Genomic DNA, 16,121 nt, shown 5'->3' on the forward strand with positions numbered 1-16,121 from the left:
CGGCCCCCGCGGCTGCCACCGCCGGGGCCCCGGCGGTGGCTCCCACGGCGCCCCGGCCGCGCGGGCAGCGGGGCGGCGGCCGTCGGGTGCGGGCCGCGCGACCGCTGGGCGTCGGCGACCGGCAGCGGCTGCTCTCCGGTGCGCACCACGATCCGCACGGGCTGCTGGGGGCGCATCCCGTGAAGGACGGTGTCCTCTTCCGGACGCTGCGGCCGTACGCCCGCGCCGTCACCGTCGTCGCCGACGGGCAGACGCTCCCGGCCGAGCTGAACGACGACGGCGACGGCTTCTTCTCCGGGGTGCTGCCGCTGCGCGCGGTGCCCTCGTACACGCTCCGCGTCCGCTACGGCGACGCCACGCAGGAGCTGAACGAGCTGGAGATCCGGGATCCGTACGGCTTTCTGCCCGCCCTCGGCGATCTGGATCTGCATCTGATCGGCGAGGGCAGACACGAGGAGCTGTGGAGGGCCCTCGGCGCCCGGATCATGACCCACCAGGGCGTCAAGGGCACCCGTTTCACCGTCTGGGCGCCCAACGCCCAGGGCGTCAGGATCGCCGGTGACTTCAACTACTGGGACGGTACGAGCCTCCCGATGCGCTCGCTCGGCTCCACCGGGGTGTGGGAGCTGTTCGTGCCGGGGGTCGGTGAGGGCGCGCTCTACAAGTTCGACATCACCCGTCCCGACGGTTCGCACACCCTGCGCGCCGACCCGATGGCGCGGCGCACGGAAGTACCGCCCGCGACCGCGTCCATCGTCACCGAGTCCCACCATGTCTGGCGCGACGAGGAGTGGATGGCGCACCGCGCGGACCGTCCCGTGCACGAGTCGCCGTTCTCGGTGTACGAGGTCCATCTGGCCTCCTGGCGGCCTGGCCTGACGTATCGTCAGCTCGCCTCCCAGCTGCCCGCGTACGTCAAGGACCTCGGCTTCACCCATGTCGAGCTGATGCCGATCGCCGAGCATCCCTTCGGCGGCTCCTGGGGCTATCAGGTCACCGGCTACTACGCGCCGACGGCCCGGATGGGCACCCCGGACGACTTCCGGTATCTCGTGGACGCCCTGCACCGCGCGGGCATCGGGGTGCTCGTCGACTGGGTGCCCGCCCACTTCCCCAAGGACGACTGGGCGCTGGCCCGGTTCGACGGCCGGCCGCTGTACGAGCACGCAGACCCGCAACGGGCCGAGCACCCCGACTGGGGCACGCTGGAGTTCGACTACGGCCGTACGGAGGTCCGTAACTTCCTGGTCGCCAACGCCGTCTACTGGTGCGAGGAGTTCCATGTCGACGGACTGCGGGTCGACGCGGTCGCCTCGATGCTCTACCTCGACTACTCGCGTGAGGAGGGGCAGTGGACCCCCAACGAGCACGGCGGCCGGGAGAACCCGGACGCCGTCGCCTTCCTCCAGGAGATGAACGCCACCGTCTACCGGCGCTGTCCCGGCGCGGTGACCATCGCCGAGGAGTCCACCGCCTGGAACGGGGTCACCCGCGCCACCCACTATGTGGGGCCCGACGGCTTCGGCGGGCTCGGTTTCGGTCTGAAGTGGAACATGGGCTGGATGCACGACTCCCTGGACTATGTCTCCAAGGAGCCCGTCCACCGCAAGTACCACCACGGCGAGATGACCTTCTCCATGGTGTACGCGTACAGCGAGAACTATGTGCTGCCGATCTCGCACGACGAGGTGGTGCACGGCAAGCGGGCGCTGGTCTCCAAGATGCCCGGCGACTGGTGGCAGCAGCGCGCCAACGAACGCGCGTATCTCGGCTTCATGTGGTCCCACCCCGGCAAGCAACTCCTCTTCATGGGACAGGAGTTCGCCCAGGGAGCGGAGTGGTCGGAGGGGCACGGCCCGGACTGGTGGCTGCTCGATCCGTCGTACGCGGCCGAGCCCGACCACCGGGGCGTGCGCGATCTGGTCCGCGATCTCAACACGGTGTACGGCGCGACGCCCGCGCTCTGGGAGCGGGACACGGTCCCCGAGGGCTTCGCGTGGGTGGACGGTGACGCGGGTGAGGACAATGTCTTCGCGTTCCTGCGGTTCGACGCGGACGGCTCGCCGCTGCTCGCGGTCTCGCACTTCTCCCCGGTGGTGCGCCATGAGTACCGGCTCGGCGTGCCCGAGGAGTTCTCCGCCTGGACGGAGGTCCTGAACACGGACGCGGCGCGCTACGGCGGCGGCGATGTGCTCAACGCGGACCCGGTGAAGCCCGAGCCGGTGGCGGCGCACGGCCGGCCGGTGTCGATCCAGCTGACGCTGCCGCCGCTGGCGACGGTCTGGCTGCGACCGGTCTGATACGGACGTCTCTCCCCCGTATGAGGAGGTGGCGCCGCCCGATGTCCTGGGCGGCGCCACCTCGTCGTTCCGCGATCAGGGGCCGGAGTCAGAGCCAGAGCCCAGGCTCCGGCCTCAGGCCACCGGCGCCTGCTCCGCCGCCAGCGTCGCGGCCACCTCGGCGGGGGCCGGCATCGCCGCGATCTGGTCGGCGACCGTACGGGCCGCGGCCCGGAAGCCCTGGTCCGCCAGTACGGCGGACGCGGCCTTGGCGACGCCCTCGGGGGTGGCCGTGCCCCCCGGAAGGCCCAGTCCGGCGCCCGCCGCGGCCACGCGGTCGGCCTGGATGAACTGGTCGGCGCCCTGGGGAACGACCACCATCGGGATGCCGGCGGCGAGCGTGCCCAGTGTGGTGCCGGCGCCGCCGTGGGTCACCACCAGGTCCGTGTCGTGGAGCAGTTCGCTCAGCGGGGTGAAGCCGACGAACGTCACCCGGTCGTGGTCGACGTCGAAGTCCTCGGCGGACGCGGTGAGTCCGAGCGTGACCCGCAACTCGGCATCCGAGGCGGACAGTTCACGCAGGATCGGGCTGAGCACCTCGGGCGCGGAGAAGACCGTGCCGAAGGTCACCAGCACGCGCGGACGCCGTGGCTCGGGGTCGGCGGGCGCCGACGGCCGCCGGCCGCCCTGCCCGTGGGGCTCCGGGCGCAGCGGCAGCCGGCCGGACGGGGGCTGCCAGCCGTCCTGCTGCATCGCGGGCGGGCAGGTGTCCAGGTAGTGGGCGGCGGGGCGGGCGGTCAGACCGCGCTCGGCGTAGCGGACGGCGGCGACCGCGTCCATGGCCGCGCGGAACTCGGGCGGCATGGCGGGACCGTATGCGAGGGTCGCCACCGGCACATCGAGGTCGGCGGCGGCCAACGGGCCCACGTAGTCGCACAGTTCGGTGACGATCAGCTCGGGCCGCCAGTCGCGGGCGGCGGCCAGCGCCTCGTCCGCGGTGAGGTCGATCCTGGCCCCGGCGAAGAACTCGGCGACCACTTCCGGGGCCGGCTCGCCCTTCGGGTCGGCGCCGGTCCTGCGGGCGGCTTCCGCCACCAGCACATCGACGGTCGGTCCCGCCGGCAGTAAGTCGAAACCTTCCCGGGCCAGTACGGGAGCGAGGCCGCCCGCGGTCAGGAACGCCACGTCGTCGCCTCGTTCACGGAACGCGTGGGCGAGGGGGAATTGTGGCAACAGATGGCCGTGGGCGGGAGTGCTTGAGAAGAGTATCCGCATATCGATCAGCGTATTGCTCCATCGAGTCCGGGGAGCGGAATCCGGACTCCGGGCAGAGGACGCCCGGCGCACGGACCGCGAGCGGACAGACTGGAACGCCGGTCCCCGAACGGGCGGACGCGCGCGGGAGTACGCGCGGCCCGCCCGCGTCCTGGGCGGGGCTCGACGGATACGGCCTACGGCGAGGCCGTTTTCAGCCGGGACGGAACCTCCGCGTCGCGGACGATCCCGAGCCGCTGGGTCGCCCGGGTCAGCGCCACATAGAGATCGTTCGTGCCGCGCGGCGAGCCGTCCATGATCCCCTCCGGGTCGACGACGATCACCGTGTCGAACTCAAGGCCCTTCGCCTGCCGTGCGTTGAGCAGCACGACGGGCCGGGTCAGATCGGGCGCGATGCCCCAGGAGGCGTCGGGCAGCTCGGCGGCGAGCCGCGGCAGCAGCGCGGCCGTGGCGATCACCGCGAGCCGGCCCTCGCCCGGGTGCTCGATCGCCATCGCGGCGGCCGTACGGGCCAGATCACCCGGCTTCGCCGAGCGTACGAGCGGCCCCTCGCCCGTCGCGCGCACGGACCTCGGCGGCTCGAAGAGCGGGTCCGTGAGCCGCCGCACCTCGGCCGCGACCTCCATGATCTCGGCGGGCGTACGGTAGTTGACGCCCAGCTTGGACAGCTCCCAGCGCCGCTGTACATACGGCTCCAGGATCTGCTGCCAGGAGTCGCAGCCCGCCGCGTCCCCGGTCTGGGCGGGGTCGCCGACCAGGGTCATGGACCGGCTCGGGCAGCGGCGCATCAGCAACCGCCAGGCCATCGCGGAGAGTTCCTGTGCCTCGTCCACGACGATATGGCCGAAGGCCCAGGTGCGGTCGGCGGCGGCCCGCTCGGCGGCGCTGCGGGTGTCGGTCTCCTCGTGCCGCTCCGCGAACCGCTCGGCGTCGATGACGTCGTGCGCGGCGAGGACCTCCGAATCCTCGTCGTCCTTGTCCTCGAACTCCTGCGTACGGGAGCCGTAGGAGAGCTCAAGCACACCCTGCGCGTAGGCGATCCGCTCCTGGCGCTCCAGCGCGGCGGCGGCGCGGGCGGCGCTGTCGTCCTCACCGAGCAGTTCGGCCGCCTCGTCGAGCAGCGGTACATCGGCCGGGGTCCAGTCGATCCTGGCGTCGGCGCCGGTCCGGGGCCCGCAGCGGCGTACGGCGGCGGCGTCGCGCGAGCCGAGCAGGGCGCCCGGATCCGCCAGGAAGTCGGAAACGAGCTGCTGCGGGGTGAGCCTCGGCCACAGCGTGTCGATCGCGGCCTGCACCTCGGGGCTGGTGGCGATCTCCTTGCCGAGCTGGGCGATATCCGTCGGGTCGAGGAGGTTGGGACCGCCGAGGGGGTCGGCGCCGATCCGGTCCGCGAGCTGTTCGGTGAGCGCGTCGATGATCCGGAAGGCGAAGGTCGGCCGGGCGGGGTTGTGCGGCAGTCCGGTGTCCCGGGCGCGCTGCCGTGCCTCGTGGACCGTGTCGCGGTCGAGCACGAGCGTGCCGTACTCGGCGTGCGCGATCTCCATGACGGGGCGGGGCAGCGACTGCCGGCCGCGCAGCTCCTCGGCCAGTACGCGCGCCATGTCGGCCCGGCCCTTGACCTCGGCCGCCTCGGGGGTGTCCGTGCCGGTGGCCCGTACGCCCGGGAACAGCTCCCCCACGGTCGACAGCAGCACACCGGTCTCACCGAGCGAGGGCAGCACCTCGCCGATATAGCCGAGGAAGGCGGGGTTGGGGCCGACGATCAGCACGGCACGGCGGGCCAGCTGCTCGCGGTACGCGTAGAGCAGATACGCCGCCCGGTGCAGCGCGACGGCGGTCTTGCCGGTGCCGGGGCCGCCCTCCACCACCAGCACACCGCGGTGCGGCGCGCGGATGATGCGGTCCTGCTCGGCCTGGATGGTCTGCACGATGTCGCTCATCCGGCCGGTACGCGCGGAGTTCAGCGCGGAGAGCAGCACGGCGTCGCCGTCCGGGTCCTCGTATCCGGTGCGTGTGGTGTCGGTGAGGTCCATGATCTCGTCATGGAGGTCGGTGACACGGCGCCCGTGGGTGGTCAGATGGCGTCGTCTGCGCAGCCCCATCGGGGAATGGCCGGTGGCGAGATAAAAGGGGCGTGCGACAGGGGCCCGCCAGTCGATCAGCAGCGGGGTGCGTTCCGGGTCGTCCTGTCGCATTCCGATGCGCCCGATGTGATGGGTCGTCCCCTCGCTGAGATCGATCCGGCCGAAACACAGACCGGACTCCACCGCATTCAGCGCGGATACCCGGCCCGAGTGTTCCGCGACGCTGATATCGCGCTCGACACGGGCCTGCCGCACGGTGGTGACCTGGCCGATCGACGCCTCCACGGCGGTCTCCGCCTGCTCCCTCAAGGCATCGAGACGCTCATAGAGGAGGGAGACGAATTGCTGCTCATTCTGCAATTCCTCGGTTGACAATTCAGCCCCTGTCCGATACGCTGCTTTCCAGTGACCTGGTTCATGTCGTCATTATCGAAGACATGGAAACAGTCAATATATGCAGAGGAAGGCCCCGGTCGTCAATTCGATCCGGGGTCTTTTTATGTTCCACACCTTTCTCGCACATATCGGCCTCGCCGCGCCCTCGGGCCGAAGGCTGTCTGTATACTCGTTGTATGCAACCTTCGCTGTGGGGGAAGTCATGACGTCGGGCAGGGAGAAGGCGTACGCGTTCCTCAAGGAGAACGTGCTCACCGACCCGGACAGACAGGGCGAGTTCCTCTCCGAGCAGGAGCTGGCGAACCGCATAGGGGTCTCCCGCACCCCCATCCGAGAGGCGCTGCTGCTGCTCGCCGCCGAGGATCTCGTACGGCTGGTCCCCAAGCGGGGGGCGCAGATCGTACCGCTGTCGGGGCGGGAGATCACCGAGCTGATGGAGCTGCGCGGCATCGTCGAGCGGTACGCCGCGGAGCAGGTCGTCCCGGGAGACCGGGACGGACTGGTGGCCGAGCTGACCGGGCTCCTGGAGCGCCAGCGGACCCTGAGCGGGCCCGAGCACGCCAAGGAGTTCATCGCGGTGGACCATCTCTTCCACGCCACGATCGTGGCCTCGGCGGGCAACTCGCTGCTCAACCGGCACTATGACGGGCTGCGCAGCCGGCAGATCCGGGCCGGGGTGGTGGCGCTCTACAACCAGCAGGGGCGGCAGGAGTCCGTACTGACCGAGCACCGCGCGATCCTGGCGGCGATCGCCTCCGGTGACCGGTCGGCCGCGCACAGCGCGATCGACGGCCACCTGGAGACGACGCTCAAGGTCCTGCTCGCCGGTTAGACACGTACGGCGGGACGCGTACGGCGGGACGCGTACGCGCCGACCGGCTTCTGTCAGGCGTGCGGATCAGGCGTGTGGATCAGGCGTGTGGATCAGGCGTTGGGGTCGAACGGGATGCCGACGGGCTTGGCCTTCTCCAGGTGGCTGTTGAAGTTGCCGTCCTTGAGACCGAAGACGGCGCTGCCGAAGTTGGCCTGGCTCAGCTTGTCGCGGAGACCCGCGGGGTAGCCGTTCCAGCCGACCAGGGTCGGGAACTGCCAGGTGCCCTTGTGGTTCTCCGGCGGCTCGTCGTTGTTGTTCGCAGCACGGAAGCAGTGGGTGCCGATGCCGTCCTTGTGGTAAACGACCTTCGGGTGGGTACCGTCCCAGCGGATCTGGTCACGGGTGTGGATGTTGAAGTTGCCGTGGGCGGACGTGGAGACGTACTGGGCCACGTTGTTCTGCGTCCACACCACGACATGCTCCCAGTCGTGACGGTGCCCGCCGAGCCCGCTGCCGGCCACGGCCTGGTCCTTCTCGAAGTAGAGGCCGTAAATGATCGCGCACCAGCCGTTGTTGCACTTGGACCGCGCGTATCCGTTGGTGTTGTCGAGGTCCCACGAGTCGCGGCATGAACCGTTGACGGCCCCGGTCGTGTTGAGGCCGGGGGCGATGGTTCCGTCGGGGCCGATGGCGGGGGTGGGGTAGCAGCCGTCCGTGTCGTAGTCGAAGGCCGGCTGGAACGTCTGCTCCAGGCCGTCCGCGTTGCCGGGCAGGGCCTTGGGGGGATCGGCGAGCGCGCTGCCCGGCACAGCGATGACCAGCGCGATGGCGCTGCCGAAGATGAGCGAGACCTTGCGGATGCGCGAGCTTTTCTTCACTGCGTCCTCCTGATCGGCCGCGACGTGGGGGGTACGCCGTCCGGTTGACATGCTCGGATCAGCTTCGCCCGCCCCCGTTGACGCGTCGAGCATCGCCGGATGTCGGAGCGATGAAGGGTCAGCCAATACGGAGGGGGGTGAAGCAGACCGGAGTTACACGCTGGGTGAAGTGTGACGGCAGAGGACGCCGAAGTGAAGCGGGCGGAAGTGAGGCCGCCGAAAGTCGAGTTGAGCCGGGTGCCGGTCCTGGTGCCTACCGCTTCGGCTCAACTCGGTCTTCGCCCTTCCGGGTCTCCGTCAACTCGGGATGGGGGCGGTGGGGGTGGTCAGCCTGCGGTTGGCCAGGACGGGAACGGCACGGCGGACCGCGGCGACCTCGTCCAGGTCCACGTCCGCGAGCAGCGTCCCGGGGCCGGCGCCGAGCCGTTGCCGTACGGTCCCGTCGGGACCGACGAGGGCGCTGTGGCCGATGCCTGTGGGGGCGGCCGACTTGGTGGCGGATGCCGCGGGATCGGAGGCGGCGGGATCGGCCTGGCCCACGGCGGCGAGCCAGAGCGTGGCGTCCAACGCCCTTGCGCGGATGAGCAGTTCCCACTGCTCACGCTTGCCAGGACCGGCGCCCCAGGAGGCGGGGAGCAGCGAGAGCAGCGCTCCGGCGTCGGCGTGCGCCCGGAACAGTTCGGGGAAGCGGACGTCGTAGCAGGTGGCCAGGCCGATCCGGACACCGTCCACCTCGATGGTCACCACCTCGGAGCCCGCCGCGACGGTGTCGGACTCGGCGAAGCCGAAGGCGTCGTAGAGATGGATCTTGTCGTAGGCCGCCTCGACGCCGGGACCGGTCGCGAGCAGGGTGTTGGCCACCTTGCCGTCGGGCGCCGGGGTGAACATGCCCGCGACCACGACGAGTCCGGTCTCCTCCGCGAGCCGCCGCACCGCCGTCGCCCAGGGGCCGTCGAGCGGCTGCGCGAGCGGCGCCAGGGGGGTGCCGAAGCAGGCCATCGCGGCTTCGGGGAAGACGATGACGCGGGCGTCGTCCGCCGCGGCGCGGTGGGCCTCGGTGCGAAGGAGTTCGAGGTTCCGCTCGGGGTCGGGGCCGGTGGTGAGCTGGCTCAGCGCGATGCGCATGAGGTGGTTCCCTTCTCGGGGCGCGTGGCTCGGGGCTCGGGTGTCGGGCTCGGGGCTCGTGTGTCGTGTGTCGTGTGCAGGGGCCTAGGTGCCGGGCTCGGGTGTCGGGCTCGGGTGCCGGGCTCGGGTGTCGGGCTCGGATCTTGGGTGCGGCGTACCGCTCACGCCTGTACGCGGACGGGCTGTTCCGTACCGCTCAGATCCTCGTCGTCGGCCGGGTTCCCGTCGCGGCCCAGGGACAGGCCGACGACCGTGACCACGGCGGTCAGCGCGACATAGAGGGCCAGCGGGATCCAGGAGTCGTACGCGTCGAGCAGGGCGGTGAACAGCAGTGGCGCGACGGCTCCGCCGATGACCCCGGCCAGTGTGTACGCGAGTGAGGAGCCGGTGTAGCGCAGACGCGGCGAGAACTGCTCGGCGATGAAGGCCGCCTGCGGCCCGTACATCAGCGAGTGGATGGCCAGCGCCACCACGACCCCGAGCGCGAGCAGCGGCCAGTTGCCGCCGCTGGTCATCGGGAAGAACAGGAACGGCCAGACGCCGGCGGCCACGGCCGAGGCGCCGTACAGCAGACGCCGGTTGATCCGGTCGGAGAGGGCCCCGGCCAGCGGGATCAGGAAGACCTGGAACGAGGAGCCGATGAGGACGGCGGCCAGCGCGGAGCCGCGCGACATGCCGAGTTCGCCGGTCGCGTAGGTCAGTACGAAGACGGTGAACAGCGCGTACAGCACGTCCGGGGCGACCCGGCTGAGGATCGCGGCAGTGAGCGCGCGGGGATGCGTGGTGAAGACCTCACGGATCGGCGCCTCGGGGCGCTTCTGCTCGGCCTCCATCGCCTTGAAGACGGGGGTCTCCTCAAGCTTCGCGCGGATCCACAGCCCGAAGACGACCAGCACCCCGGAGAGCAGGAAGGCCACACGCCAGCCCCAGCTGGTGAACTGAGCCTCCGTCAGCATCGCGCCGAGGGCGGCGAGTACACCATTGGCCATCAGGTTGCCGGCGGGCGGGCCGATCTGGGCGGCCGAGGCGTAGAAGCCGCGTCGGCGCGGATCGCCGAACTCGCTGGAGAGCAGGACGGCCCCGCCCCACTCGCCGCCGACGCCCACGCCCTGGGCGAAGCGGAGGATGACGAGCGCGATGGGCGCGGCCACGCCGATCGTGGCGTAGGAGGGGAGCAGACCGATCAGGAGTGTCGCGGCCCCGATCAGTACGAGGGTCGCGATGAGGACCTTCTTGCGGCCGATCTTGTCGCCGAGCCGGCCGAAGACGAAGCCGCCGAGGGGCCGGGAGACATAGCCGACGGCGTAGGTGGAGAAGGCGAGGAGCGTACCGGTGGCGGGGTCCTCGGACGGGAAGAAGACATCGCCGAAGACCAGCGCGGCGGCCACGGAGTAGATGGCGAAGTCGTACCACTCCAGGGCGGTCCCGGTGAGGCTGGCGAAGAAGGCGCGGCGGACCGCGGACCCGCCCAGCGATTGCGTTTCCATTCCCTTACCCCTGCTCGTGTCCATGTTCGTGCTGTTCTTCACGATGTCCGTCCTTGCTGAGGTGCGCTATCGACCTTCCGGCATACTTCTTGTATACAGGTCGTATGCGCAAGCCTTCCGCGCAAAGTTAACCTCGCTGATACCGCGATCGATGTGGAGAACCCCATGGCGCTGCTGACCTTCGAACTGCCCGACGGCACCACCAGGCGCGTCGATGTCGTCCAGGTGCTGAACGCCGGATACGCCGGCCGCAGCCAGGACGATGTCGCCGCGCATGTGGCGGAGCTCGCCGAGCTGGGGGTACCGGCACCGTCCGTGACGCCCGCCCTCTACCCGGTCGCCCCGTATCTGGCCCAGCACACCGACCGGGTCAGCGTCCAGCACGGACGTACCTCGGGCGAGGCGGAATGGGCCCTGGTGGTGGACGGCGACGGGGAGCTGCTGCTGACGGCCGCCTGCGACCACACCGACCGTGAGCTGGAGGTGCACGGTGTGGCGTGGAGCAAGAACGCGGGCCCGGACGTCCTCGCCCGGCGGGCCTGGCGGCTGGCCGACGTACAGGAGCGGCTGGACGCGCTGACCCTGCGGGCGTGGGTGACCCACACCGGCTCAGGGGAGGCGGCCCTGATCCAGGACGGCACGCTGGCCGAGCTGCTCACTCCGGGGTACTGGGCCGAGGTGCTGCGGGAACGGGGCGATCTGGTGCCCGGTACGGTGCTGATCTCCGGCACCATCCCCATGGCCGAGGGCGTGGACCAGTTCGCCGACCACTGGCGGGTCGAGCTGGGCGACCCGGCGACGGGGGACGTGATCGAGCTGGCTTACGACGTGGTGCGGATGCCGGCGCCCATCGGCTGAGGCGCGGTCGGCGTCGTCGCCTTGGGGAGGGTCTGGGGCGGGGACCCCGTACGGGATCCCCGCCCGCTCGCCTCGAAGGGTCAGACCACCTCTTCCAGCTCCTGGAGAAGCTTGCGCTTCGGGCGGGCTCCGACCATGGACTTCACCGGTTCGCCCGCGCGGAACACCATCAGTGTCGGCATCGCGAGGACCCCGTACCGGGCCGTGACCTCGGGGTTGCTGTCCACATCGAGCTGGACGACCTTGAGCCGCCCGGCCTGCTCCCCCGCCACGGCGCTCAGCACCGGCGCGAGCTGTCGGCACGGGCCGCACCAGTCGGCGGTGAATTCCACGAGCACGGGCAGTCCGGCTCCGAGCACCTCATGGTCGAAGTCCGCGTCCGTCACGGCGTCGACACCGTCTATCACGATCATTTCGCTGTCTCTCCTCGATTGGCGCGGCCGAGTTCGCGCGCGCTCGTGTCACGCGCGCTCGTGTCACGCGCGCTCGTGTCACGCGCGCTCGTGTGTGGTGTCAGCTCGCACAGCGGCTCAGGCCCTCCCGGCACCTCCGCCTGGTCCGCCAGCCCGGCCCGCGCCGCCTCCGCCTGCGCGAGCTGCGCCCCGACCTGGGCACGTACCGACTGGAGCTCACCGATCAGCCCGTCCAGCTCGCCGAGCTTGCGGCGGTAGACGGCGAGTGAGGCGGGACAGGAGTCCCCGGCCGGATGCCCGGCGCGCAGGCACTCCACGAACGGCCGCGTCTCCTCCAGATCGAACCCGAAGTCCTGAAGGGTCCTGATCTGCCGGAGGAGGCGCAGATCGCTCTCGTCGTAGGTGCGGTAGCCGTTCACGGCCCGCCGGGCGGGCAGCAGCCCGCGTGACTCGTAGTACCGCAGAGTCCGCGTGGTCGTCCCCGCCCGCTCCGCCAGCTCGCCGATTCGCATGTCTTCGACCGTAATCCTTGACGCCGAGGTCAAGGCAAGGAGAAAGGCATTGACGCTGTGCCCGGGCGCCGCTACAAGACGTACTGAGGACATGCTGAGAGCGCTCTCAGCGCGGTCCCTCGGTCTTCTCAGCCCTCTCAGTCCCATCAGTCCTCTCAGTCCCCTCGGCACCATCCGCACCGGAGGTGTTCCTTGAGAACGAGACGCGTCAGAGCCACTTCCCGCACCCCTCGCACACCCCGCACACCCCTCATCGCGGCGATCCTCGCCATGACCGTCGCGCTGGCCGGGTTCATCGGCGTCACCGGCGCCGGCACCGCCCAGGGCGCGATACCGCCCGCTCCCGGCTGGAACCTCCAGTGGAGCGACGACTTCAACGGCGCGGACCGTACCCCGCCCTCCGCCGCCAACTGGCAGACCGACACCGGCCACGGCTACCCCGGCGGGCCGGGCAACTGGGGTACCGGCGAGATCCAGAACTACACCGCGAGCCCCGACAATCTGAGCCTCGACGGCAACGGAAACCTCCGTATCACCCCGCTCAGGGACGGCGCGGGCAACTGGACCTCGGCCCGGGTCGAGACCCGGCGTGCCGACTTCAAGGCTCCGGCGGGCGGCACCCTCCGTATCGAGGGCCGTATCCAGATGCCGAACGTGACGGGCGAGGCCGCGCTCGGCTACTGGCCCGCCTTCTGGGCCCTGGGCTCGCCCTACCGGGGCAACTACTGGAACTGGCCGGGCATCGGTGAGTTCGACATCATGGAGAACGTCAACGGGATCAACTCCGTCTGGGGCGTGCTGCACTGCGGGGTGAGCCCGGGCGGCCCCTGCAACGAGACCACCGGACTCGGCGCCAACCGCGCCTGCCCCGGGGCCAGTTGCCAGTCCGCGTTCCATACCTACCGCTTCGAGTGGGACCGCGCGGTCACACCCAACGAGCTGCGCTGGTACGTGGACGACCAGCTCTACCACACCGTGCGGCAGAACCAGATGGACGCCGGTACCTGGGCCAATATGACCGAGCACGCCGGGTACTTCATCCTCCTCAACGTGGCGATCGGCGGCGCGTTCCCCGACGCGCTCGGCGGCCGGACCCCGACCGCGGCGACCGTCCCGGGCCGCCCCATGCTCGTCGACTACGTGGCCGTCTGGACCCGTGGCGGCACGCCCCCGACGGATCCCCCGACCGACCCGCCGCCGTCGGGCTCCTCGACGCTGTACGCGCGGACGGGCGCCGGACTCGGTGACTCCGCCGGCTCGGCCGCGTCGGCAACCCTCGCCACCGCGGGCGGCGCCAACTACGACGGCACGCCCCACACCCCGCAGGTCTTCACCTCAGGCGGCATCACCCGTACGTACAACGGCGGCGCCACCCAGTTCGACCTGTTCGTGGACGCGGGGACGTCGGTCGGCAACGGCCAGCAGGTGAGGGTGAGTTACGACCGTACGGGCGACGGCACCTGGGACCGTACGGAGACCTACGAGTACTTCGCGACCGATCCGGTGCCGGGCTATGAGCACTACACCCAGGCCAGGGGGCTGAAGTCGGCCACCGGATCGCATGGCGACCTGGTCAACGGAAAGGTGCGGATCGAGGTCTGGAACGCGATCGGCACCGGCGCGAGCACGCTGGGGATCGGCAACCAGTCGGTGATCCGGATCCCGTTCGCCTGACGCGACTCGACATCGGTCGACGCGGTCGGTCGACGCGATGTCGGTCGACGGCAGGGCCGAAAGGACCGACCGGACTCAGCCGCCCGATCGCGGGGCGGTGATCCGCGCCTCGACCGGGATGTTCCGGTACCAGAAGCCGCACAGTCCTTCCCAGAGCTCGCGTTCGGCCGCGCTGCTGAGCGTGCCGGGCGCGGGCGCGGGTGGCTGCTGTTGCTGCTGCCGCTCCGCGGGTCCCGCCTCCGGCAGGGGCGGCCTGCCGCCGTGCCGGGCCGTGTCCAGCAGCAGCCCCCGGTAGAGGTCGAAGGCGACACGTGCCGGTGAACGGGGCGGGCAGGAGCGGGAACAGCCGGGGCCAGACGAGCACGGCGTCGATTCCGTACCGGGTGCGGGGGTAGTCCTCGGCCCCGCGCAGGACATGGAACTCGTCGTGAACGAAGCCTCGTTGAGACGAGAGTGGCAGACCCCACCGCCACGCGCGGCAGAACGCGCAACAACCACCCCATCGAGCCGGAGCGCGCGGTGAGCGGGGCCCGGCCCCGGAACTTCTTGGGATGCCGGGTGCGTCTCATGGCACGATGAGCTGGTCTCTGTGATCGGTCCGGTCGTGGGGGAAATGGGGGCTGTTGCGTCGTGGGTTACACCATTCCAGAGGGCGTCGACACGATGCTCGACGTGGTCGGCGTGGGCTGGCCCAACGTTGACGAGGACGCGTACCGCGACATGGCAGACGCGTTAAGGGAGTTCGCGGATGACGCGGACGACGACGGGCACGCCGCGCATCAGCACATTCAGCGTCTGCTCTCCAGCGGGCAGAGCGAATCACTGACCGCTCTGGATGCCCACTGGTCCAAGGTGCAGGGCAAACACAAGGACCTGGCGAAAGCGGCCCGGATCATCGCAGGCGCACTCGACCGCGTCGCGGACCTCATCGTGGCCCGGAAGATTGCCGCAGTCGGTGAACTCGCCGATCTCTGCGCCACAGTGGGGATCACCCTGGCCTTCGCACCGGTGACGGCCGGTCTGTCGACGCTCCTGGCAGGGGCAAAGATCGCGGCCACCCGTATGGCGTTCAAGAGAATCCTCAAGGAGATGGCGGAGGCAGCCGTCGCGGAGATCGTCGCCACCCTCACGGAGCCGGCCGTCGCCGCGATCGAGAACGTCGTGGCGGACCTGGCTGTCCAGACCGCGCTCAATGTCGTCGGCGTGCAGGACGGCATCAACACCGATCAGACGGTGCAAGCCGGCAAGGACGGTCTCCAACTCAACTCAGTGTCGGGACAGGCAGGTCCGGGCCCTGGCGGCGGCCCGGTCATCGACCATGACGCACACGGCAACACGGGCCTGCACCTGGCCGGCGTGCAGATCTCCATGCGCGACAAAACCGGTGGCAAGCTCACCAAGGCCAAGAACCACCACGGCCGCGCCAAGGGCAAGGACGCCCTGACCGCTGTCCTCGACACCACCATCGACGGCGTCACGGAGAAGCTTGGCAAAGCTCTGAAGGACCTCGGCAGCCACGTCGGCGAGACCCTGCCCAGATCCATTGGCCAAAGCTCGAAGAACCACAAGGACACCGACCAGGACATCCGCGACAGGATCAAGAAGATCGAGTCCCCGGCAGGCAGGAACGAGAGTGACCGCGGCGGCGGGGGCGGGGGAAACGGTGGCGGTGGGGGTGGGGGCGGCACGCCTGGCGGAGGCCCCAACGGGAGGCCGATAAGCCCGCAGCCGGGTTGGCATGGGAAGAGCGCCGGCAAGATGAAACACCATCGGCGCGACGCACTTGACGTGAATCATCTCAGCGCGGAGCAGCAACGGGAGGCCCTCGTTCGGGAAACGCGCAGTCTTGCCGACGACGCCCGCAACCAAGAAGCAGGGCACCATCCACCCGGCAAGGACCGCCTGGTGAAGTCGTGTGCGGGAGGTCTGTTGCACGAGGGAACGCTGACGAGCCACTCAAGCTCTACGAAGCGACACGGACAGACGCTCCTCGACACCCACCCCGCACTCAAGAGCGTCGTGGATCAAGTGGAGAAGGAGATTCGAGCCGAGAACGAGAACCCCGGTGCAGGGCATGGCAAGTGCGCGGAGATCGCGCTTGTATCTGACCGACTCCATGGTATAGAAGAAAGAGATAAGACAGCGATTCGCACACCGGAGGACATTCGCAGAGTGATGAGCGGAGCACTCGTCCACTCCCTGCAAATCGGGGAGCAGGACTCTCCCACCGGATTCAAAAACCATGGCGATTACAAAGAACCGTGTCGTTCTTGCTCAAGGATTCTCCCGTTGATCGGCGTCACGGCACACAGTTAGAATGAGGATT

13 protein-coding genes are annotated in these 16,121 nt (G+C 69.9%); 5 read left to right on the forward strand and 8 right to left on the reverse strand.

The annotated features are described in order from the left end of the window. Positions 1-2,300 (forward strand): 1,4-alpha-glucan branching enzyme (glgB, locus tag M1203_RS32430; RefSeq protein ID WP_374404540.1); only part of this gene is annotated, 2,300 nt, incomplete at its 5' end. A gap of 114 nt (positions 2,301-2,414) precedes the next feature. Here glgB and M1203_RS32435 read toward each other — a convergent pair. Further along, complete coding sequence (locus M1203_RS32435; protein WP_249953415.1) at positions 2,415-3,554, reverse strand: glycosyltransferase; 1,140 nt, start codon at positions 3,552-3,554, stop codon at positions 2,415-2,417. 176 nt (positions 3,555-3,730) lie between these two features. After that, positions 3,731-6,013, reverse strand: coding sequence for an ATP-binding domain-containing protein (locus M1203_RS32440; protein WP_249953416.1), 2,283 nt, complete (start codon positions 6,011-6,013; stop codon positions 3,731-3,733). A gap of 223 nt (positions 6,014-6,236) precedes the next feature. On the opposite strand from M1203_RS32440, the gene M1203_RS32445 reads away from it, so the two are divergent. Then, positions 6,237-6,866, forward strand: coding sequence for a GntR family transcriptional regulator (locus M1203_RS32445; protein WP_249953417.1), 630 nt, complete (start codon positions 6,237-6,239; stop codon positions 6,864-6,866). Between the two features lie 92 nt (positions 6,867-6,958). Here the strand turns inward: M1203_RS32445 and M1203_RS32450 are convergent, their stop codons facing one another. The 3 genes from M1203_RS32450 to M1203_RS32460 form a co-directional block, all read right to left on the reverse strand. After that, positions 6,959-7,726 (reverse strand): NPP1 family protein, encoded by a 768-nt coding sequence (locus M1203_RS32450; protein ID WP_249953418.1) that lies wholly within the window; start codon positions 7,724-7,726, stop codon positions 6,959-6,961. A gap of 297 nt (positions 7,727-8,023) precedes the next feature. Then, entirely contained in the window at positions 8,024-8,851 is an 828-nt protein-coding gene (locus tag M1203_RS32455; RefSeq protein ID WP_249953419.1) for a carbon-nitrogen hydrolase family protein, read from the reverse strand. A gap of 161 nt (positions 8,852-9,012) precedes the next feature. Next, positions 9,013-10,338, reverse strand: a complete 1,326-nt coding sequence (locus M1203_RS32460; protein WP_249953420.1) for an MFS transporter — start codon at positions 10,336-10,338, stop codon at positions 9,013-9,015. 165 nt (positions 10,339-10,503) lie between these two features. Here M1203_RS32460 and M1203_RS32465 point away from each other — a divergent pair, with 165 nt between their 5' ends. After that, on the forward strand, positions 10,504-11,196 hold the full coding sequence (locus M1203_RS32465) for a DUF2848 domain-containing protein (protein ID WP_249953421.1): 693 nt from the start codon (positions 10,504-10,506) through the stop codon (positions 11,194-11,196). A gap of 80 nt (positions 11,197-11,276) precedes the next feature. Here M1203_RS32465 and trxA read toward each other — a convergent pair whose 3' ends face one another. Both trxA and M1203_RS32475 read right to left on the reverse strand, forming a co-directional pair. Then, complete coding sequence (trxA, locus tag M1203_RS32470; RefSeq protein ID WP_249953422.1) at positions 11,277-11,609, reverse strand: thioredoxin; 333 nt, start codon at positions 11,607-11,609, stop codon at positions 11,277-11,279. Further along, entirely contained in the window at positions 11,606-12,121 is a 516-nt protein-coding gene (locus tag M1203_RS32475; protein ID WP_249953423.1) for a MerR family transcriptional regulator, read from the reverse strand. The genes trxA and M1203_RS32475 overlap by 4 nt, the downstream gene beginning before the upstream one ends. Before the next feature lie 270 nt (positions 12,122-12,391). On the opposite strand from M1203_RS32475, the gene M1203_RS32480 reads away from it, so the two are divergent. Then, the gene (locus M1203_RS32480; protein WP_249953424.1) at positions 12,392-13,795 is read left to right on the forward strand and encodes a glycoside hydrolase family 16 protein; all 1,404 of its coding nucleotides are present in this window, start codon (positions 12,392-12,394) and stop codon (positions 13,793-13,795) included. 75 nt (positions 13,796-13,870) lie between these two features. Here M1203_RS32480 and M1203_RS32485 read toward each other — a convergent pair whose 3' ends face one another. Further along, the gene (locus M1203_RS32485; RefSeq protein WP_249953425.1) at positions 13,871-14,212 is read right to left on the reverse strand and encodes a hypothetical protein; all 342 of its coding nucleotides are present in this window, start codon (positions 14,210-14,212) and stop codon (positions 13,871-13,873) included. A gap of 213 nt (positions 14,213-14,425) precedes the next feature. On the opposite strand from M1203_RS32485, the gene M1203_RS39120 reads away from it, so the two are divergent. Further along, on the forward strand, positions 14,426-16,111 hold the full coding sequence (locus M1203_RS39120; RefSeq protein ID WP_249953426.1) for a YwqJ-related putative deaminase: 1,686 nt from the start codon (positions 14,426-14,428) through the stop codon (positions 16,109-16,111). Positions 16,112-16,121 lie beyond the last annotated feature (10 nt).

Origin of the sequence: Streptomyces sp. 35G-GA-8 (genome assembly GCF_023534745.1) — a bacterium.
Taxonomy (GTDB): Bacteria; Actinomycetota; Actinomycetes; order Streptomycetales; family Streptomycetaceae; genus Streptomyces.